Source organism: Streptomyces sp. NPDC048337 (assembly GCF_043201175.1).
In the GTDB taxonomy this organism is placed as follows: domain Bacteria; phylum Actinomycetota; class Actinomycetes; order Streptomycetales; family Streptomycetaceae; genus Streptomyces.
In genome coordinates, this window is sequence record NZ_JBICYR010000011.1 from 78117 (window position 1) to 98376 (window position 20260).

General features: G+C 74.5%; 17 protein-coding genes and 1 pseudogene. 11 read left to right on the forward strand and 7 right to left on the reverse strand.

Annotated elements, in window-relative coordinates; genetic code table 11:
• Positions 1-531 precede the first annotated feature (531 nt).
• The gene (locus ACGFYU_RS19530; protein ID WP_393828537.1) at positions 532-672 is read right to left on the reverse strand and encodes a hypothetical protein; all 141 of its coding nucleotides are present in this window, start codon (positions 670-672) and stop codon (positions 532-534) included.
• 149 nt (positions 673-821) lie between these two features.
• Here ACGFYU_RS19530 and ACGFYU_RS19535 point away from each other — a divergent pair, with 149 nt between their 5' ends.
• The gene (locus tag ACGFYU_RS19535; protein WP_393828538.1) at positions 822-1532 is read left to right on the forward strand and encodes a GNAT family N-acetyltransferase; all 711 of its coding nucleotides are present in this window, start codon (positions 822-824) and stop codon (positions 1530-1532) included.
• Between the two features lie 130 nt (positions 1533-1662).
• On the opposite strand, the gene ACGFYU_RS19540 is transcribed toward ACGFYU_RS19535, so the two are convergent.
• Positions 1663-2118, reverse strand: coding sequence for an Lrp/AsnC family transcriptional regulator (locus tag ACGFYU_RS19540; protein WP_007262967.1), 456 nt, complete (start codon positions 2116-2118; stop codon positions 1663-1665).
• Positions 2119-2128: 10 nt separating this feature from the next.
• Positions 2129-3598, reverse strand: a complete 1470-nt coding sequence (locus ACGFYU_RS19545) for an amino acid permease (RefSeq protein WP_393828539.1) — start codon at positions 3596-3598, stop codon at positions 2129-2131.
• Positions 3599-3918: 320 nt separating this feature from the next.
• Between ACGFYU_RS19545 and ACGFYU_RS19550 the strand changes: the two genes are divergently transcribed.
• From ACGFYU_RS19550 to ACGFYU_RS19595, 10 genes and pseudogenes are all read left to right on the forward strand, one after another.
• Positions 3919-5043 (forward strand): LLM class flavin-dependent oxidoreductase, encoded by a 1125-nt coding sequence (locus ACGFYU_RS19550; RefSeq protein ID WP_393828540.1) that lies wholly within the window; start codon positions 3919-3921, stop codon positions 5041-5043.
• A complete protein-coding gene (locus ACGFYU_RS19555; RefSeq protein ID WP_393828541.1) occupies positions 5040-5855 on the forward strand; it encodes an SDR family NAD(P)-dependent oxidoreductase in 816 nt (271 codons plus the stop codon). The genes ACGFYU_RS19550 and ACGFYU_RS19555 overlap by 4 nt, the downstream gene beginning before the upstream one ends.
• 38 nt (positions 5856-5893) lie before the next feature.
• The gene (locus ACGFYU_RS19560; protein ID WP_393828678.1) at positions 5894-6898 is read left to right on the forward strand and encodes a GDSL-type esterase/lipase family protein; all 1005 of its coding nucleotides are present in this window, start codon (positions 5894-5896) and stop codon (positions 6896-6898) included.
• A gap of 117 nt (positions 6899-7015) precedes the next feature.
• On the forward strand, positions 7016-7936 hold the full coding sequence (locus ACGFYU_RS19565) for an SCO0930 family lipoprotein (protein WP_393828679.1): 921 nt from the start codon (positions 7016-7018) through the stop codon (positions 7934-7936).
• Positions 7937-8030: 94 nt separating this feature from the next.
• On the forward strand, positions 8031-8849 hold the full coding sequence (locus tag ACGFYU_RS19570; protein WP_393828542.1) for a LytR/AlgR family response regulator transcription factor: 819 nt from the start codon (positions 8031-8033) through the stop codon (positions 8847-8849).
• Between the two features lie 153 nt (positions 8850-9002).
• Positions 9003-9278: a hypothetical protein gene (locus tag ACGFYU_RS19575; protein ID WP_393828543.1), complete on the forward strand. Its 276-nt coding sequence runs from the start codon at positions 9003-9005 to the stop codon at positions 9276-9278.
• A 218-nt stretch (positions 9279-9496) separates the two neighbouring features.
• Positions 9497-11227, forward strand: coding sequence for a cation acetate symporter (locus ACGFYU_RS19580; protein WP_393828544.1), 1731 nt, complete (start codon positions 9497-9499; stop codon positions 11225-11227).
• Complete coding sequence (locus tag ACGFYU_RS19585; RefSeq protein ID WP_393828545.1) at positions 11224-12459, forward strand: histidine kinase; 1236 nt, start codon at positions 11224-11226, stop codon at positions 12457-12459. Before ACGFYU_RS19580 ends, ACGFYU_RS19585 begins: the two co-directional genes overlap by 4 nt.
• 104 nt (positions 12460-12563) lie before the next feature.
• A pseudogene (locus ACGFYU_RS19590) lies at positions 12564-12926 on the forward strand (ATP-binding protein); the annotation flags it as partial.
• Between the two features lie 949 nt (positions 12927-13875).
• Positions 13876-15306: a LuxR C-terminal-related transcriptional regulator gene (locus tag ACGFYU_RS19595; RefSeq protein ID WP_393828546.1), complete on the forward strand. Its 1431-nt coding sequence runs from the start codon at positions 13876-13878 to the stop codon at positions 15304-15306.
• Here the strand turns inward: ACGFYU_RS19595 and ACGFYU_RS19600 are convergent.
• From ACGFYU_RS19600 to ACGFYU_RS19615, 4 genes are all read right to left on the reverse strand, one after another.
• On the reverse strand, positions 15276-15803 hold the full coding sequence (locus ACGFYU_RS19600) for a sigma-70 family RNA polymerase sigma factor (RefSeq protein ID WP_393828547.1): 528 nt from the start codon (positions 15801-15803) through the stop codon (positions 15276-15278). The two genes, ACGFYU_RS19595 and ACGFYU_RS19600, sit on opposite strands and share 31 nt — an antisense overlap.
• A 406-nt stretch (positions 15804-16209) precedes the next feature.
• Positions 16210-17652 (reverse strand): GuaB1 family IMP dehydrogenase-related protein, encoded by a 1443-nt coding sequence (locus tag ACGFYU_RS19605; protein ID WP_393828548.1) that lies wholly within the window; start codon positions 17650-17652, stop codon positions 16210-16212.
• A gap of 145 nt (positions 17653-17797) precedes the next feature.
• Positions 17798-18937 (reverse strand): XdhC family protein, encoded by a 1140-nt coding sequence (locus tag ACGFYU_RS19610; protein ID WP_393828549.1) that lies wholly within the window; start codon positions 18935-18937, stop codon positions 17798-17800.
• A complete protein-coding gene (locus ACGFYU_RS19615) occupies positions 18937-20187 on the reverse strand; it encodes an IS701 family transposase (RefSeq protein ID WP_393828550.1) in 1251 nt (416 codons plus the stop codon). Before ACGFYU_RS19615 ends, ACGFYU_RS19610 begins: the two co-directional genes overlap by 1 nt.
• Positions 20188-20260 lie beyond the last annotated feature (73 nt).

The window sequence follows — 20260 nt, forward strand, 5'->3', positions numbered from 1 at the left end:
GGGTCGGCCGGGCGCGCTGACGGCGGGCTTGCGGGTCGGCGGAGGCGGTGGCGGTACCGGGCCCCCGGACTTCCGCGGGCTCCTGGCGGAGGGCTTGCGGGTCGGCCGGGCGCGCTGACGGCGGGCTTGCGGGTCGGCAGAGGCGGTGGCGGTGGTGGTGCCGGGCCCCCGGACTTCCGCCTTGCCGGCCTGTGAGGCGCGATCCGGGCGGAGCCCGGTGCCCGGCGGAGCCGGGTTCCCGGGCGCTGCGGGAGGGCGTACGGGGGTCAGGGCCCGGCCGAGGCCCGGCGCGATCGGCGCCGGGGACCCGGCAAGGGCCGTACGGGAGTCAGCCAGGGGACGGCGCGATCGGCGTCGGGGACCCGGCAGGGGCCGTACGGGAGTCAGCCAGGGGACGGCGCGATCGGCGCCGGGGACCCGGCAGGGGCCGTACGGCGTCAGCCGGGGCGGCGACGCGGGGCCTCCCGGCGGAGTCCGTAACCGGTCGGCCGAGCGGGCGGCGTCGGGGGGCCTGGCGGGTGGGGTACGGGGTCAGGCGCGGGCGCCGAAGGCGCTGCAGACCCGGAGGAGGTCGATGTGCAGGCGCCGGGTCAGCCACCAGCGGCGGAGGGTGTGCACCCCCGTGTCCGCCGTCCTGGCCTCGTCCACCGGTGCCACCCTCCGTCCCGTCATGTGCGTCCCGTCCTGCGGTGGTTACGCTTCCCGCGGGGGGCGCCGGCCAATCGTGGCCGTGCCCGCAGTTTCACGGCGGCGCAGGGGGCCGTCAAGAAGGCGGCGGCGACCGATCGCGCCGCCGCACCGACGGAAGGAGCTCCGCACCCATGTCCGCCGAGGCAACCGAGGCAGCCGAGGTACTCGACAATCCGGTCTGGGCCGCGCTGACCGGCCCGCACCGCGGCTTCGCCGAGTACGGACCCGCGGGGCTGGCCGCCCGCTACACCGGGGACACCGCCCCCTGGGCCGGGCTGTCCGATCCGGAGGATCCGCGCGCCTGGGCGGACCTGGCCGAGCTGGCGGGCCCCGGGGAGGAGGTCTGGCTGACCGGGCTGCCGACGCCGCCGCCGGGGTGGGAGCCGGTGCTGACCTTGCCGGGCGTCCAGCTGGACGGGCGGGCGGTACGGGCCGAGGCGGCGCCGGAGGCGGTACGGCTGGGGCCCGGAGACGTGCCGGAGATGCTGGAGCTGGTGGAGCTGACCCGGCCGGGGCCGTTCCTGGACCGGACGGTGGAGCTGGGCACGTACCTCGGGATCCGACACGAGGGGCGGCTCGTCGCGATGGCGGGGGAACGGATGCGGCCGCCGGGATGGTCGGAGATCAGCGCGGTGTGCACGCATCCGGAGCACCGGGGGCGGGGGGTGGCGGCCCGGCTGATACGGGCGGTGGCGTTGGCGGTGCGGGAGCGGGGGGACGTTCCGTTCCTGCATGCGGCGGCGGCCAACACGTCTGCCGTTCGGCTCTACGAGGCGATGGGGTTCACGCTTCGGCGCGAGCCGGTGTTCCTGGGCCTGCGGACCCCCGCGAAGCGGGCCTGACGGTCGGGTGTCCCCGAGACTGGGGCTCCGCCCCGGACCCCGCGCCTCAAACGCCGGCGGGGCTGGGTCTGCCTGGCGTGGCAGGGTGGGTGCGGCTCAAGGATTCGGGGCTCCGCCCCGGACCCCGCTCCTACGCCGGGGCGCCCGACGTGAAGCGGCGCAGGAGGGGCGACAGGACCAGGACCGACTTCGTGCGTTCCACGAAGGGTTCGCCCGCGATGCGTTCCAGTACGCGCTCGAAGTGCCGCATGTCGGAGGCGAAGACCTGGACGAGGGCGTCCGCGTCGCCGGTGACGGTCGACGCGGACACCACCTCGGGGTACCGCTCCAACCCCCGCCGGATGTCGTCCGGCGAGGTGTTGTGACGGCAGTAGATCTCGATGAAGCCCTCGGTCTCCCAGCCCATGGCGGCGGGGTCGACGCGGACGGTGAAGCCGGTGATGGCTCCCTCCGCCCGCAGCCGGTCGACGCGCCGCTTGACGGCCGGGGCCGAGAGGCCGACCTCGGAGCCGATGTCCGCGTAGGAGCGGCGGGCGTCCTCGGCGAGGGCGTGCACGATGCGTTCGTCGAGATCGTTCAGTCGCACTGCGGGTGGATCACTTTTCTGCTGTGGCCACTTCTTCCGTGGCCAGTCGGGAGCGGCGGACGCCGTACAGGAAGTAGAACACGAGGCCCACGATCATCCAGCCACCGAAGACCATCCACGTGGCCGTATCGAGCTCGAACATCATGTAGGCGCAGGCGATGGCGCCCAGGATCGGGGTGACGGGGAAGAGCGCCACCTTGAAGGTGCGCGGCATGTCGGGGCGGGTCCGGCGCAGGATGATGACGGCGACGTTGACCAGGCCGAAGGCGAAGAGGGTGCCGATGCTGGTGGCGTCGGCGAGCTTGCCCAGCGGGATGAAGGCCGCGAGGACGCCGCAGAACAGGGAGACGATCACCACGTTGGCGCGGGGGGCGCCGGTCTTCTCGTCGACCTTGGCGAAGACCTTGGGGACGAGGCCGTCGCGGGACATCGCGAAGAGGATGCGGGTCTGGCCGTAGAGGACGGCGAAGACGACGGAGAAGATCGCGACGATGGCTCCGGCGGCGAGGACGACGCCCCAGACGCTGGTGCCGGTGACGTCGGTCATGATCTGGGCGAGCGCGGCCTCGGTGCCCTCGAAGTCCTGCCACGGCATGGCGCCGACGGCGACGAAGGCGACGAGGACGTAGAGGACGGTGACGATCGCCAGCGAGAGCATGATCGCGCGCGGCAGGTCCTTCTTCGGGTTCTTGGCTTCCTCACCGGCGGTGGAGGCGGCGTCGAAGCCGATGTAGGAGAAGAAGAGGGTGGAGGCGGCGGCGCTGATGCCGGTGACGCCGAGCGGGGCCAGCGGGGTGTAGTTGCCGGCCTTGATGCCCATGACGCCGATGCCGATGAAGAGCAGCAGCGTGACGATCTTCACCCCGACCATGATCGAGTTGACCGTGGCGCTTTCCTTGGCGCCGCGCATCAGGAAGACCATCGAGAGCAGGACGACGACCAGGGCCGGCAGGTTGATGAACCCGCCCTCGCCCAGCGGCGCGGAGACCGACTCGGGAATCGTGCGCCCGATGGTCCCGTCGAGGAACTCGTTGAGGTACTGGCCCCAGCCGACGGCGACGGCCGCGACGGAGACGGCGTACTCCAGGACCAGGCACCAGCCGCAGATCCAGGCTATGAGCTCGCCCATCGTGGCGTACGCGTAGGAGTACGAGGAGCCGGAGACCGGAACGGAGCCGGCCAGCTCGGCGTAGGAGAGGGCCGAGAACAGGGCGGTCAGGCCCGCGAGGATGAAGGAGATCGTCACGGCGGGGCCGGCCTTGGGGGCGGCGGTGCCGAGGACGACGAAGATGCCGGTGCCCAGGGTGGCGCCGATGCTGATCATCGTCAGCTGCCACATGGTGAGCGAGCGGCGGAGCGTGCCGCCCTCGCCCTGGCCGCCCTCGGCGACGAGCCGCTCGACGGGCTTGCGGCGCAGCAGCGGGTTCACGGGCTTGCGCGTCTCCGGGGAGAGCGGGGGTGCCTGGCCCTGATCGAGCACGAGGGGACTCCTTTGACACTGCGGGATGGGGACGGTTCAGGCGTCGACCGCAGCGGTCCGGAGCAGTTATCAGACGGGTTTGGGCCCGTCTGGGCATGGGGGGACCGCCGAGCAGGCGGTCCGCGCCACTCCACGTACAGGGGGTGAGCCTACGAGCTGAGTGATACCGCCCGTAATGCACCATCCTTGCACATTGGCGGACGATCGTTGCGCGGATCCGTCCGCCATGGTCGTTTGTTGCGCGTGGACGATCGATCACTGCGCAGCCCACCCGCGCCCCCTTTCTTGACACTTCGTCAGATCTGCCGCAGCGTGCCGCCATGGATCTGGACGTGCTCTACGAGATCGACGTACCGAGGCCCTGGCACGGGGCCCATCCGCACGGTCAGCGGGCCGCCGAGCAGCGCGCCTACCGGGAGGCCGTCGAGCAGATCCGGCTCGCCGACCGGATGGGGTTCCGCACGGTGTGGGCGGTCGAGCACCACTTCCGCGAGGGCCGCTCCCACTGCCCGGCCCCCGAGGTGCTCCTCGGACACCTGGCCGGGCTGACCGAGCGGATCCGGCTCGGCTTCGGGGTGACCCTGACCCCCTTCGGCTTCACCGCTCCTCAGCGGATCGCGGAGAAGGTGGCCACCGTGGACGTGCTCTCGGGGGGCCGCGTGGAATGGGGCACCGGGCGCTCCACGCCCATGGAGCAGGCGGCCTTCGGGGTGGACCGGGAGCGGTCCCGGGAGGACTGGCGCGAGGCCGTCGGGATCGTTGCCGGAATGTGGCGCGAGGAGTACTTCGAGTACGCCTCCGAGCGGTTCCGCTTCCCGCGCCGGATGGTCACCCCCAAGCCCGTGCAGGACCCGCACCCGCCCGCCTGGATGGCGGCCACCTCCCCCGGCTCGGCCGAGGTCGCCGGGGCGGCCGGACTCGGGCTGCTCTCCTTCTCGATCATGCAGCCGCTGGAGGCGATGGCCCGCCAGGTGGCGGCGTACCGGAACGCCGCGCGCGCCCCGCGGCCGCTCACCGACGTCACGACGGACCGGGTCAGCGCCTACACCCTCGTCCACGCGACCGCACCGGGCACGGCACCCGGCGCCCGCGTGTGGTCCTCCGTGGCCTGGTGGTACTCGAACCTCGCGCAGTTCACGCTGGAGTGGGAGCTGCCGCACCTGGACCCCGAGGAACGCGAGCGGACCTTCCCGCTGCTCACCCCGATACTGGAAGGGGAGATTCCGGTACGGGAGTTCAGCGACGGGGACATGATCCTCATCGGGGACGCGGAGACGATCGTCGCCAAGGCCAAGCGGTACGCGGACCTCGGCGTGGACCAGCTGATCTGCTACGTGCAGTGGGGCTACCTGGAGCACCGGGAGATCCTGCGGACCCTGGAGATCCTGGGGAAGGAAGTCATTCCGGAACTGGCCCGCTACGAGCCCCGGACGGCCGCCCCGTGACCGCCGGGGGCCTCGACACCTCGCCCGTCCCCGACTACGCCGCCCTGCACCGCCTCGACGGCCGCCGGCTCGTCCTGCTCGGCGCCGGCAACGGCATCGGCCGCCAGACCGCCCACGCCCTCGCCGCCGCGGGCGCCCGCGTGCTGTGCGCGGACCTCGACGGCGAACGCGCCCGGGCCGTCGCCGCCGAGACCGGGGGCGTCCCGTACACCGCCGACGTAACTCGGCGCGCGGCCGTCCGCACCCTCTTCGAGGAGGCCACCGCGCTGCTGGGCGGACCGGTGGGCGGGGTCGTCGACATCGTCGGCATGGCCCGGTACGCGGGGCTCCCCGACCTCGACGACGCCGGCTGGGACTGGCACTTCGACATGGTCCTGCGGCACGCCTGGCTCGCCGTCCGGTACGGCGGTGAGGCCGTCGCCGCGGCCGGCGGCGGCCCGCTCGTCTTCGTCGCCTCCGTCTCCGGCCTGACCGCGGCCCCGCTGCACGCCGCCTACGGGGCCGCGAAGGCGGGGCTCATGTCCCTGGTGCGCTCGGCGGCGGTGGAACTGGGCCCGCGCGGGGTACGGGTGAACGCGGTGGCGCCGGGGGTGGTGTGGACCCCGCGGGTCGCCGCCCTGCTGGGCCCCGAGGGGCGGCGGCGCAACGCGGAGAACGCCCCGCTGGGCCGGGTCGCCGAAACCTGGGACATCGCGGCGGCCCTGTACTTCCTCGTCTCCCCGCTGTCCTCGTACGTGACGGGACAGACGCTGGTGGTGGACGGCGGGGTCGGGGTGAAGTTCCCGTATCCGACGATCGGAGGCGAAGAGTGAGACCACTGGGCGCTGACGGTGGCGGTGACGCCGACGGGCTGTGGCAGGACCCCGGCTGGCAGGACCCGGGCCCCTTCCTGCGCGGGGTCGCCTGGCTGGACAAGGGACGCCCGGTGCGGGCGGACCCGGCGGACACCATGCGGCTGCCGTGGGACACGGGCGAGCGGGCCACCCTGCCCATCGGGGTGCGGCTGGAGTTCACCACCCAGGCCGCCCGGGCCGTGGAGATCCGCTACCGGGCGGCCGTGCCCGGAGCCACCGACGCCCTGCGCGACCTCGCGCACGGCTTCGCGCTGTGGGACCGGCACGGGGTGGTCTGCGAGGTGTTCACCGAACCGGCCGCGGAGGCCGTCGTACGGATGGAACTGGGCGGCGGCAGCGGGCCCTTCACCCTGCACCCGCCGGAGACGCAGTCCCCCGTCATCCTCGGCCTGCGCGGGATCGGCGGCCCCCTCGCACCGGCCCCGCCCGCCCCGCGCTGGGTGGTGCACGGCGACTCCATCACCGAGGGCTGGTGGTCCACCCGCCCCGCCCACGGCTGGCCCTCGGTCACCGGGCGGGCGCTCGGCTGGGACACCGTCAACCTCGGCTACGCGGGCGCCGCCCGCGGCGAGCTCGCCACCGCCGAACAGCTCGCCGGCCTGCCCGCCGATGTGCTCACCCTCGCCTTCGGCACCAACTGCTGGTCACGGGTGCCCTATTCGGCTCCGCTGCTGTACGAGACCACGCGCGTGTTCCTCGAATTGGTCCGGCAGGGGCATCCGCGGACCCCGCTCCTGCTGCTCTCCCCCGTCCTGCGGCCCGACGCCGAACGCACCCCGAACCGGCTCGGCGCCACCCTGGGCGCCCTGCGCGACGCGATGGAGCGCGCCGCCCGGGACCGGATCGCCGCGGGCGACGACCGGCTGGCCGTGCTGCCGGGCCGGGACCTGCTGGGACCAGAACACCTGGAGGACGGGCTGCACCCCAACGACTCCGGACACCGGGTCCTCGGCCTCGCTGTGGCCACGGCCCTGCGGCGCGCCGGGTTCGACCGGGGGTGAGTGAAACAGCCCACAGCGATCGCCGTGAACAGATCTCTCCCACCGGGGCGTGTCCTGGGCACAGTTGCCGGCGCCGAGGCGGCGGACACGACGGACACCACAGTGGGAGAGATCACGATGGGCATCAAGCGCGGAACCACCCTTGCCGCGGCCGCGATCGCCGTCGCCCTGGCGGCGAGCGCCTGCGGTCCGGCGGACGACAAGGCCGCCGACACGGCCAAGCCGGCCGGCGCCGCCTCCGCCCAGGCCCCCTCGCCGGCCGCGGCGGCGGACGGCTCCGGCGCCAAGCCGGCCGGGCAGCTGACGGTCGCGAGCAGCGAGCGGCTCGGCTCGGTCCTGACCGACGGCGCCGGACACACCCTCTACCGGTTCGACAAGGACACCGCCAAGCCGTCGAAGTCCAACTGCGACGGGGACTGCGCGAAGACCTGGCCGGTGGTCGCGGCCGGTGACGCCACCGCCGCGGCGGGCATGGACCCGGCGCTGCTGGGCGAGGTGGTGCGCAGCGACGGCACCAGGCAGCTGACGGTGGCCGGCTGGCCCGCGTACCGCTTCGACAAGGACGCCAAGCCGGGCGACATCAACGGCCAGGGCGTCGGCGGGGTGTGGTTCGCCTTCGCCCCGGACGGCAAGAAGGCGGCGAAGACGACCCCGGCCGCGGGTGGCGCGGCGGAGGCGGGCGCCGGCCTGTCCGTGGCGAAGGACCCCAAGCTCGGCGACCACATCGTCGACGGCAAGGGCATGACGGTCTACCGGTTCAAGCCGGACACCGCGTGGCCGATGGTGTCGAAGTGCGAGGGCGACTGCGTGGCCAAGTGGCCGGTCGTCCCGCCGGTGGACAAGGCCAACGCCAAGGGGATCACCGAGCGCAACTACCTGGTGCTGGACCGCCCGGACGGCAAGAAGCAGCAGACGGTCGACTGCTGGCCCGTCTACACCTTCAGCGGTGACAAGAAACCGGGCGACATCAACGGCCAGGGCGTGGGCGGCACCTGGTACGCCGTCTCCCCCGACGGCAAGCTCATCACCGTCCAGTAGTGCCTCATGACCGCGCGGCCCCTCGCCCGACCTCCCCCCGGGCAGGGGCCGCGCACCGTTCCGCCGCGGTGGGCCGGTCCTTAGACTCGGCCGCATGCTGCGCGTACTGGCCGTCGACGACGAGAAGCCGCTCCTGGAGGAGCTCCTCTACCTGCTGCGCTCCGATCCCCGGGTGCGCAGCGCGGAGGGGGCCTCGGACGCCACCGAGGCGCTGCGCCGGATCACCCTCGCGCTGGAGGCCGGGCCGGACGGGGCGGACGGCATCGACGTGGTCTTCCTCGACATCCACATGGCCGGGCTGACCGGTCTGGACATCGCCCGGCTGCTGGCCGGGTTCGCGCGGCCGCCGCTGATCGTGTTCGTCACCGCCCACGAGGGTTTCGCCGTGCAGGCCTTCGACCTCAAGGCCGTGGACTACGTACTCAAGCCCGTGCGCCCCGAGCGGCTGGCCGAGGCCGTCCGGCGGGCGTGCGCGCAGCTGGGCCGGACCGGGGAGGCGCCGCCGCCGGCCGCCGAACCCGCCCCGGCCGTGCCGGTACCGCGCCGGCCGGCCGCCGAGGTCACCCTCGCCGACCGCAGCCCCGACCAGATCGCCGTCGAACTGGGCGGCGTCACCCGGTTCGTGGCGATCGCCGACATCGCCTACGTCGAGGCCCAGGGCGACTACGCCCGCCTGCACACCGACGAGGGCAGCCACCTGGTCCGGATCCCGCTGTCCACGCTGGAGGAGCGGTGGGCCGCGCGCGGGTTCGTACGGATCCACCGCCGGCACCTGGTGGCGCTGGCCCGCATCGACGAACTCCGGCTGGACGCGGGCACGACGAGCGTCCGGGTCGGGTCGGCTGAGCTGCAGGTGAGCCGTCGCCATGCGCGGGAGCTGCGGGACCTGTTGATGCGGCACGCCACCGGCTGACCGCGACCGGCCGTCCGCGACCGGCCGACCGTCCGGCGGCGCCGTGGTGCCGTTCGTCGCACGGCGAGTGGCGTACGGCGATCCGGCGGGGCCGTCCGCCGCCGATGGCCGTACGCCCGCGTATCGTGGATCTTCCGGCGCGGGAGGAGCGTGATGTCCGAAATCCAGGCGCTGCTCGACGCGCTGACCGGCCTGCCGCGCGGCCTGCCGGCCGGGCCGACCGAGGCGGAGGCGCTGCTGGCCCGCCTGCGGAGTGCGGCCGCACGGTGGGCCGATGTCCTGTACGAGGCGGGGGAAGGGGTCCGCGGCCAGGTGCCGCCCCGCGCGGAGGCCGCGCTGACGCTGGCCTTCCGGCGGGCCGAGGAGTCGTACGTGGAGCTGGAGATCGCCCTGCGCGACTGCGCGGACCACCGCGACCCGGCCGTCTGACCCCGCCACCGCCAGGAGCGGGGTCTGGGACGGAGCCCCTGGGGGCACCTCCCAGCGGTAGCTGGGGGAGGAACGGTGGAAGGGCGGGTAGGGGACCCGCTCCGCGCAGCGGCACCCGCAGCACGGGCGCAGGCACCGGCACGGGCCGGATCACGCCTGTCGCATGTGGGCGGCCCTGCATAGACTCCCGTAACCCGCCCCCGTCCGAAGGACCCCCGTTGAACCAGACGTACGCGCTGACCGCTGTCGGCGTCGTAGTGCTGGCCACCGTCCTCGTCGGAGCGCTGGGCCTGCGCATATCCCGCACCACCTCCGACTTCTACGTCGCCTCCCGCACCGTCGGCCCCCGCCTCAACGCGGCCGCCATCAGCGGGGAGTACCTCTCCGCCGCGTCCTTCCTCGGCGTGGCCGGGCTGGTGCTGCTGCAGGGGCCCGAGATGCTCTGGTATCCGGTCGGCTACACCGCCGGGTACCTCGTGCTGCTCGTGCTCGTCGCGGCGCCGCTGCGCCGCTCCGGGGCGTACACCCTGCCCGACTTCGCCGAGGCGCGCCTGGAGTCCCAGGCGGTGCGCCGGATCGCGGTGCTGTTCGTGATCGGGGTGGGCTGGCTGTACCTGCTGCCGCAGTTGCAGGGCGCGGGGCTGACGCTGGAGATCCTGACCGGGGCCCCGCACTGGGTGGGCGGGGTGGTCGTCGCGTCCGTGGTGGGCGCGGCCGTCGCCGCCGGCGGGATGCGCAGCATCACCTTCGTGCAGGCCTTCCAGTACTGGCTCAAGCTGACCGCCCTCCTCGTCCCCGCCTTCTTCCTCGTCGCCGCCTGGACCGGGGACGGCGCGCCGCGGGCCACCTTCGACGCCCCGGCCGTCTTCCGCGAGCACACGGCCGTGACGCTGGCCGAGGACGTCCGGATGTCGGTGGACGCCCCGCTGACGCTGACGGTGACAGGGCAGGTGGACGGGCGGACCCACGAGGCGGCCCCGCTGACGCTCTCCGCCGGGCAGCATTCCGTACGGGCCCACGCGCGGCTGGAGTTCACCCCGGGCTCCGTGGTCCCGGAGACCCGGGCGGAGGCCGGCCTCAGTGCGTCCAGCTGGTCGGAGCCGCTGTCCGGGGACCGGCCCGAGTACCGGCTGTACGCGACGTACGGGCTGATCCTGGCCACCTTCCTCGGCACCATGGGCCTGCCGCACGTCGCCGTGCGCTTCTACACCAGCCCCAACGGGCGGGCGGCGCGCCGCACCACGCTGGTCGTGCTCGGGCTGGTCGGGGTCTTCTACCTGCTGCCACCGGTGTACGGGGCGCTGGGCCGGATCTACGCCCCGGAGCTGGCGCTGACCGGCGACGCGGACGCCGCGGTGCTGGTGCTGCCGGAGCGGATGCTGGGCGGGCTGCTCGGGGAGCTGCTGGGGGCGCTGCTGGCCGGGGGTGCCTTCGCGGCGTTCCTGTCGACGGCTTCGGGGCTGACCATGGCGGTGGCCGGGGTGCTGCACCAGGACCTGCTGCCGACGCGCGGGGTGCGCAGCTTCCGCTTCGCGGTGCTCGTGGCGGTGGCGGTGCCGCTCGCCGGGAGTGTGGCGGCCCGTGACGTGCCGGTGGCGGACGCGGTGGGGCTGGCGTTCGCGGTGTCGGCGTCCTCGTTCTGCCCGCTGCTGGTGCTGGGCATCTGGTGGCGCGGGCTGACCCCGCCGGGTGCGGTGGCCGGGCTGGTGACGGGCGGCGGGGCGGCGCTGAGCGCGGTGCTGACGACGCGGGCCGGGCTGGCTCCGGCGGGGTGGGTGCACACGCTGCTGGCGTGGCCGGCGGCGTGGTCGGTGCCGCTGGGGTTCCTGACGATGGTGCTGGTGTCGCTGGGCACCCGGACGCGGATCCCGGCCGGGACGGCGGCCACCCTGGCCCGGCTGCACCTGCCGGAGAACGTGGCCGGGGACCGGGTGGGGGGCGGCCGGTGACCGGGGCGGTGATCGCACTGCTCGCGGTCGCGGGCGCCGTCCCGCTGCTCGGCGCGGGGTGGGCGGCGGGCCGGTGGCACGCCCGGCGCGGCGAGCGGGCGGCCGGGCCGGCTCTGGGGACCCCGGTGGAGCGGGCGACGTTCCACACCCTGCACACGGCTTCGCTGGCCGCTCCCCCGCTGCGCGCGGGGCTGACGGAGGACGCGGCGCGCAAGGCGGCCAAGCGGCTGCGGTCGCTGCTGGGCACCGAGGCGCTGTGCCTGACCGACCGGGAGTCGGTGCTGGCCTGGGACGGCCCGGGCGCCGATCACCACCAGCGGCGGGCGATGGCCCGGGTGGCGGTGATGCTGGAGTCGGGGCGCAGCCAGAGCGTGCGGACCGAGTGCCAGCGGCCGGAGTGTCCGCTCAAGTGGGCGGTGGTGGCCCCGCTGACCGGCGAGGACGGGATGCTGGGCGCGCTGGTGGCGTACGGGTCGCGGGAGTCGGCGGTGCTGGTGCGGGCCGCGACGGAGGTCGCGCGGTGGGTGTCCGTACAGCTGGAGCTGTCCGAGCTGGACCGCTCGCGGACCCGGCTGATGGAGGCCGAGATCAAGGCGCTGCGGGCGCAGATCTCACCGCACTTCATCTTCAACTCCCTGGCGGCGATCGCCTCGTTCGTGCGGACGGACCCGGAGCGGGCCCGGGACCTGCTGCTGGAGTTCGCCGACTTCACCCGGTACTCCTTCCGGCGGCACGGTGAATTCACCACGCTCGCCGAGGAGTTGCGGTCCATCGAGCAGTATCTGGCGCTGGCCGGCGCCCGGTTCGGGGACCGGCTGAAGGTCACCTTGCAGGTGGCGCCGGAGGTGCTGCCCGTGGCGCTGCCGTTCCTGTGCCTGCAGCCTCTGGTGGAGAACGCCGTCAAGCACGGGCTGGAGGACTCCACCGAGGAGTGCCGGATCACCATCACCGCGCGGGACGCCGGTTCGGAGGCGGTGATCACCGTGGAGGACAACGGGGTCGGGATGGATCCGGCCCTGCTGCGCCGGATCCTGGCCGGGGAGGGCGGGGGTTCCTCCTCGGGCATCGGACTGCCCAATGTCGACGAGCGGATCCGGCAGGTGTACGGGGACGCGTACGGGCCGGTGATCGAGACGGGGGTGGGCGCGGGCATGAAGGTGACCGTGCGGATCCCGAAGTACCGTGCGGGCGTGCACAGTTCACCACCCGGACAGCCGCCGCACCGGTACTGATCGGCCCGGGGGCGTGGCATGCTGACCAGCGGCGCGATGTGACCGGAAGGATCGCCGGCGTGCGGGTCGGGCGGGAACAGCTTCGTGACGGGTTACGGGAATGGGTGCGCGGGGGTGCGGAGGGCCGCGGAGGCTGCCTGACCGTGGAGGGCGAGGCGGGTGCGGGCCGGACCGCGTTCGTACGGGAGGCCCTGGCGCAGGCGGCGGCGCTCGGCTGCCGGGTCCGGTACGGGGCGGCCGACGCGCTCGCCGCGGACCTGCCGCTGCGTGCCGCCTTGGACTGCGTGCATCCGGCGGGCCCCGCCCGGGCGGCGGTGGTCGCGCTGCTGCGGGAGGCCGAGGGGGCGGCGGCGCCCGGCGGGGCGCTGCTGGCGGCCATGGACCTGCTGGCGGCCGCCGTCGAGGAGTGGTGTGACCGGCGGCCGCTGCTGCTGGTGCTGGACGACGCGCAGTGGGCGGACCCGGCGAGCCTGATGCTGTGGCGGCGCCTGGCCGCGGCGGCGGCCGAGGGCCGGCGGCCGCTGCTGCTGGCGGCGACCCGGCGGCCGCTGCCCCGCCCGGCGGACGCGGAGGGGCCGTGCGGGGCGCCGGGCGGGCGCACGGTGCGGCTGGAGCCGCTGTCCGGGGCGGAGTCGGCCGAGCTGGTCCGCGGCGTGCTGGGGGCGCCGCCCGGGCCCCGGCTGCGGGAGGCGGCGGAGCAGGCGGGCGGCAATCCGCGGCTGCTGCGGGAGCTGCTGGCGCACTGGTCGGGGCTGATCCGGATCGAGGGCGGCACCGCGGAACTGTCCGTCGCGGAGGAGGAGTTGCCGCCGCCACCGGACGCCGCGACCCGGGGGCTGGACTGCCTCTCCGGGCCGGCGCGCACCCTCCTGCGGCATGCGGCGCTGCTGGGCCGGGCCTTCGGCGCGCGCGAGCTGGCCCTCGTACGGGCGCGGCCCACACGGGAGTTGCTCGCGGACCTGGAGGAGCCGCTGCTGGCGGGGTTGCTGGAGGACACCGGGGACCGGCTGCGCTTCCGCCATCCGGCGCTGCGGCGGGCACTGTACGAGCAGACCCCCGGCCCGCTGCGCACGGCCCTGCACCAGGACGCCGCGCGGGCCTTCGCGGAGGCCGGGGTGGATCCGGCGCGGATCGCCGGGCAGCTGGTGCGCGGCGGGCGGCTGAGTCCGTGGGCGGTGCGCTGGCTGGCCGCTTCGGCGCCTGCGCTGACCGCGGGGGCTCCGGGGCCGGCGGCCGAGCTGCTGGAGCGGGCCATCGCGCAGGGGGGTGCGCGGGAGCGGGTGACCGTGGACGCCTTGGAGGAGCAGCTGGCGGACGCGGCGCTGATGCTGCGCCGCCCGGAGTCGGTGGCGCTGCTGCGCACGCTGCGGGCCAGGACGACGGATCCCGACCGGCGGGCGGCGGTGGAGTTCAAGCTTGTCCGCGCTGATGATCCAGGGGGACATGGCGGGCGCGCTGACGGTCACCGAGCGGGCGCTGGCGGAGCAGTTCCCGTCTGCGCAGTGGCGGCTGCGGCTGGATGCCTGCCGGGTGCTGGCGCTGGCCGATCTGCACCGGGCGGCCGAGGCGCTCGCGCTGGCCGGGCCGCTGGTGGAGCAGGCCCGGAGTCTGGGGGATCCGCTGTGCGGGTCGGAGGCCCATCACGCGCTGTCCTTCGCGCTGTTCCACCTGGGCCGGGGGCGGGATTCGCTGCGGCACGTCGCGGAGGGCATCGCGTACGCGCGGCGCAGCCCGGCCGCCAACGACATGCGGCTGCTGCTGTTGGCGAACCAGGCGGAGGGCCACATGCGCTTCGACGAGCAGCCGGTCGTGGCCCGGGCCCTGCGGGAGGCGCGGGAGCTGGCCGTCGCGACCCGTTCGACGGGGCGGCTGGTGGTGACCGAGGCCCGGCTCGCCGAGTTCCATTACCGGCTCGGCGACTGGGACGAGACGCTCGAAGGGGTGTCACGGGCGTGCGCGCTGCCGGTGTCCGACGGGTGGCTGCCGGTGGTGGTGCACGGGCTGCGGGCGCTGGTGCTGGGCCACCGCGACGAGCGGGAGGCGGCGCGGGCCGAGCTCGCGGCGCTGCCGGCCGGTGCCTTCGCCACGCCCGCGGCGCGCCGGTACGCCTCCCACGTGCTGCTGGCGCGGGCCCTGCTGGCGGAGCGGGACGGGCGACCGGGGGACGCGTTGCGGGCGCTGCTGCCGGAGCTGGCGGACGGGGCGGAGGAGGAGGCGGCGTACGAGCGCCCCTGGGTGCTGTCGGAGATCGTCCGGCTCGCGTTGGAGAGCGGGGAGGCGGCCACGGCGCGGGCGGCGGTGGCGGCGTGCGGGCGCGCGGCGGCGGCGCTGCCGGAGTATCCGGGGCCCGCGCTGGCCCTGCTGCGCTGCCGGGGGCTGTTCGCGCAGGATCCGGGGCTGCTGGAGGAGGCGGTGGCCCGCGGTGAGCGCGGCAGGTGGCCGCTGGTGCTGGGCCACACCCTGGAGGACCTGGCGGTGGCGCGGGCCTGGCACGGGGACCTCGCCGGCGCCCGGTCGGCGCTGACGCGCGCGGTGGCGGCGTACGAGGAGCCGGGCGCGCGGTGGGACATCGCGCGGGCCGACGCGCGGCTGCGGAGCCTGGGGGTGCGCCGGGGCAGCCGGTCGGCGCGGCGCCGGCCGGCGAACGGCTGGGAGGCGCTGACCCCGGCCGAGCTGAAGGTGGCCCTCCTCGTCGCGCAGGGCCGCTCGAACCCGGAGATCGCGAACGCCCTGTTCCTATCCCGCCGTACCGTGCAGACGCATGTCTCGCACATCCTGGCGAAACTCCAGGTCCGCTCCCGGGCGGCGGTGGCCGCTCAGGCGGCCGCTCGGTCTGCCGGGCCGTAGCCGGGCATGGCCGCGCGCAGCGCCCTCAGCGCGTAATGGGTGCGCGACTTCACGGTCCCCGCGGGCACCCCGAGCGCCTCGGCGGCCTCGCCGACGGAGGCCCCGCGGAAGTAGATCTGGTGGAGCACCGCGCGGTGCTCCGGGCTGAGCCGTCGCAGGGCGTGGCGGACGTCGAGGACGACGACGGCCTGCTCGGTGCGGTCGTCGGCGGCCGGGGAGTGCTCCAGGGCGTCCGGCCCCACCTCGGCGGGCCGCACCATGCGGGCCCGCCGGGCGTCGATGGCGAGGCGCCGGGCCACCGTGTACAGCCAGGGCCGCATGGAGGCGTGCCCGCTCTCCAGCGCCTCGGGGTGCGTCCAGGCCCGGAAGAGGGTCTCCTGCAGCAGGTCCTCGGCCCGGTGCCGGTCCCCGAAGGTCAGGCCGAGGAGAAATCCGTAGAGTGCCTTCCCGTGCTCGCTGTGCAGCCGGGCGAGGGCGTGCGCGTCGGTTCTGGCCACGGGGTACCCCTTCCAGGTCGGATACCCCGAGCGTCCCGCGACGGCCCCGCGGAGTTATCCGCCGCATGGCCGATCCCCCCGTCGGCTGCGCCGAACGGTCCCCCGCACGCCGAACGGTCACCGCGACCGGTCCACACGGCCGCTGCGCGGAGCCGTCCCCTACCCGCCCTTCCATCGTTCCCTGGGGCTCCGCCCCAGACCCCGCTCCTCAAACACCGGAGGGCTAGATATCCAGCCTCGCCGGCGTTTGAGGCGCGGGGGCACGGGGGCGGAGCCCCCGGGAAACGGCGAAAGGGCGGGTAGGGGAACGCCCCGCGCAGCGGCAGAGCGGACCGCCCGGGACCGGGTACGGCCGTGGCCCCGGCGCCGCCCGGGGAGGGGCGGGGCCGGGGCCACGGGGAAAGTGCTAGCTCCAGCTGGCGTGCAGCGGCTTGCCTTCGGCGTAGCCGGCCGCGGACTGGACGCCCACGACCGCCTTCTCCTCGAACTCCGCGAGGGAGCCCGCACCGGCGTAGGTGCAAGAGGACCGGACACCCGCGATGATCGAGTCGATCAGGTCCTCGACGCCCGGACGGGCCGGGTCCAGGAACATGCGCGAGGTGGAGATGCCCTCCTCGAACAGACCCTTGCGGGCCCGGTCGTACGCGGACTCCTCCGACGTGCGGTTCTGCACCGCGCGCGCCGAGGCCATGCCGAAGGACTCCTTGTAGAACCGCCCGTCGGCGGACTGCTGGAGGTCGCCCGGGGACTCGTACGTCCCGGCGAACCAGGAGCCGATCATCACGTTCGACGCACCGGCGGCCAGCGCCATCGCCACGTCACGCGGGTGACGGACACCACCGTCGGCCCACACGTGCTTGCCGTACTTCTTCGCCTCCGCCGCGCACTCCAGCACCGCGGAGAACTGCGGCCGGCCCACACCGGTCATCATGCGGGTGGTGCACATGGCGCCGGGGCCCACACCGACCTTGATGATGTCCGCGCCGGCCTCGATCAGGTCGCGCACGCCCTCGGCGGCGACGATGTTGCCCGCGACGATCGGGACCTGCGGGTCCAGCGCGCGGACGGCCTTGATCGCGTTGATCATCGACTCCTGGTGGCCGTGCGCCGTGTCGATGACGAGCGTGTCCACGCCCGCGTCGAGCAGCTGCTTGGCCTTCTGCACGAAGTCGCCGTTGATGCCGACGGCGGCCGCGATGCGCAGCTTGCCGTTGGCGTCGGTGGCCGGGGTGTACAGGGTCGCGCGCAGCGCGCCCTTGCGGGTCAGGATGCCGACCAGCCTGCCGTCCTTGTCGACGGCGGGGGCCAGCTTGCGGTGGCCGGCGTCGAGCTGGTTGAAGGCCTCGCGGGGGTCGATGTCGGCGTCGATGAGCAGCAGCTCCTTCGACATGACCTCGGAGAGCTGGGTGAAGCGGTCCACGCCGGTCAGGTCGTGGTCGGTGACCACTCCGATCGGGCGGTTGTCGGCGTCGACGACGACACCGGCGCCGTGGGCGCGCTTGGGCAGCAGGGACAGCGCGTCGGCGACGGTCTGGGTGGGCGCCAGCGTGATCGGGGTGTCGAGCACGAGGTGGCGGGTCTTCACCCAGGAGATGACGTCGGTGACGACCTCGATCGGGATGTCCTGGGGGATGACCACGATGCCGCCGCGGCGGGCGACGGTCTCGGCCATCCGGCGGCCCGCGATGGCGGTCATGTTCGCCACGACCAGCGGAATGGTGGTGCCGGTGCCGTCGGGCGAGGAGAGGTCGACGCCCTGGCGGGAACCCACCGCGGAGCGGCTCGGCACCATGAACACATCGTCGTACGTGAGGTCGTACGGCGGCTTCAGGTCATTGAGGAAACGCACGTGCTGAACATCCCAGTCGATCGGAGGGGCCGGCCCTACCCGTCAGGGCAAGCCGAGGAAACGCACGTACTTCATTCTCCCACGTCCCGGCGTTCACCACGCCCCGGCTGATCGTCCAGGACATACCGGGCCCCGTGGTCTGTTCCTACGGGACCTTGGTCCTGGTGCGGTGGACGGGGCCCCGGGTACCGGTGAGGGGGAGGACCGATCCGCCGTACCGGACGGCCGTGAGTTCGGCGGCGATGGCCAGGGCGGTCTCTTCGGGGGTTCCGCCGCCGAGGTCGAGGCCGATCGGGGAGCGCAGCCGGTCCAGCGCCGCCTGCGGGACGCCTTCGTCCCGCAGGCGCCGGTCCCGCTCGGCGTGGGTGCGGCGCGATCCCATGGCTCCGACGTAGGCGAGCGGCAGCCGGAGGGCGAGTTCCAGGAGCGGCACGTCGAATTTGGCGTCGTGGGTGAGGACGCAGACGGCCGTACGGGCGTCCAGGCGGCCGGCGTCCCATTCCGCGGCGAGGTGGCGGTGCGGCCAGTCGACGACCACCTCGTGGGCGTCGGGGAAGCGGGCCGGGGTCGCGAAGACGGGCCGGGCGTCGCACACGGTGACCCGGTGTCCCAGGAAGGCGCCGATCCGGGTGAGGGCGGCGGCGAAGTCGATGGCCCCGTAGACGATCAGGCGGGGCGGCTCGGCGGCCGATTCGACGAGCAGGGTCAGCGGCTCCCCGCACAGTCCGCCCGCGGTGCCGAGCTCGGCGGTGCCGGTGCGGCCCGCCAGCAGCAGGGCGCGGGCCTGCGCGGCGGCGGCCCGGTCGAGGGCGGCCCCGCCGCCGAGGCCGCCCTCGTGGGCTCCGTCGGCGTGGACGGCGAGGGCGCGGCCGAGCTGGGGCTCCGGGCCGGAGACCACCCGGGCCAGCGCGACCCGTCTCCCGCCGGCGGCGGCGTCGAGCACGGAGCCGATGACGGGGCGTACGGGGTCGTGCCGGCGGACCGGGGTGACCAGGACGTCGAGGACTCCCCCGCAGGTCAGGCCGACGGCGAAGGCGTCCTCGTCGCTGTAGCCGAAGCGGTGCACGCCGCCCTTGCCGGAGGCGATCGCGTCGAGGCACAGCTCGTGCACGGCGGACTCGACGCAGCCCCCGGACAGGGAGCCGAGTGCGGTGCCCCGGTCGTCGACGGCGAGGGAGGCTCCGGGGCCGCGCGGGGCGCTGCCGCTGACGGCGACGACGGTGGCGAGGGCGAAGTCCCGCTGCGCGGCGCACCAGGCGCGGAGCCCGTCGGTGATGTCGAGCATCAGCGGATGTACTCGCGGCGCGTGGCCTGTCCGGGGATGAGGGGCCGGGGCGGCAGGGCGGCCGGGGTCGGGGGCCGGGCCGCGGATCTGCCGGGGGCGGCCGGCCGGCCGGCGGCGGAGCGGGTGGGCGCGGCGTAGCCCTCGGGGGTCCGGCCGCGCGCGCCGAGGAGTTTCGCGGCGTGGGCGACGCTGGCGAGGGTGGCGTGGTGGTGCCAGCCGCGGAAGGAGCGGCCCTCGAAGTCGCGGATGCCGACGGGTTCGCAGGTCTCGGTGAAGTCGAGGGAGACGCGGTCGGTGAGTTTGGCGAGCAGGAAGAGCTGGGCGAGGGGCCGGTCGCCGATGTTGGTGATCCAGAACTCGGAGGGCAGCAGGGCGGCTTCGGTCCAGGCGCCGACGAGCAGCAGCGGGGTGGTCGGTGCGGGCAGGGGCCGGTCCTCGCAGGGGGTGGCGAGGATGGAGGCCGAGGTCAGCAGGGTCACCGCGCCCTCGGCCCGGCCGTGACGGGTCCATTCGACGACGCGGCGCTGGGAGCGCAGGGAGTCGATGAGTTCGCGGGCGGGCGCGGTGTGCGGCCCGGGTTTGTGCCGGCCGGCGCCGCCGAAGGAGACGGGCAGCGAGCCGTCGACCTTGAAGACGAAGGGGATGTCCTGGAGGGCGAAGGATTCGATGCTCTGCGGCAGATCGCAGTTGGCGACCTCCATCACCACCGGCCGGCGCTGGAGTTGCCAGGTGGCGGCCATCCGCTGGACGGCGTGTACGGCGTCCTGGGCGGGGGTGAGGGAGCGGGCGGTGTCGGGGATGCCGGCGCGGCGGCGGCGCAGGAGTTCGCTGGTCCAGGGCCCGGGGAGGGTGAGGGTCCATTCGACCGGGAAGCTGGCCTCGCTGGAGGCGAGCCAGATGCCGCTGGCCTGCTGACAGTTGGCGGTGCGGCCGAGCTGGGGGACGAACTGCCGGCCGACGCCGACCGAGCGGTCGCCGGCCTTCTCTATGACCATGGGCTGGAGCACCCAGGCCAGGGGGCGCTGGGCGGTGCGTTCGAGGTGCTGGGCGAGGGAGCGGCGGACCGGGGTCCAGTCCCAGGGGGACTTGCTGATGAACTGCTGGAGGCTCTGCTCGACGGAACTGGCCCCTGTTCCGGCGATGTTGCGGATTGTTTTCTTCCCGCTTGTTCGTACCAGGCCGTTCAGATAAACGCGGGCCCAGTTTCGCTGGTCCCGCCGGGGTAAGGACTCAAAAAGAAGAGAGATCATGACATCGATCAATTCGGAGATTTCCTTCGTGGAATCCTCCGGAAGGACTACGCGAGCCATCTGGTGCCTCCCC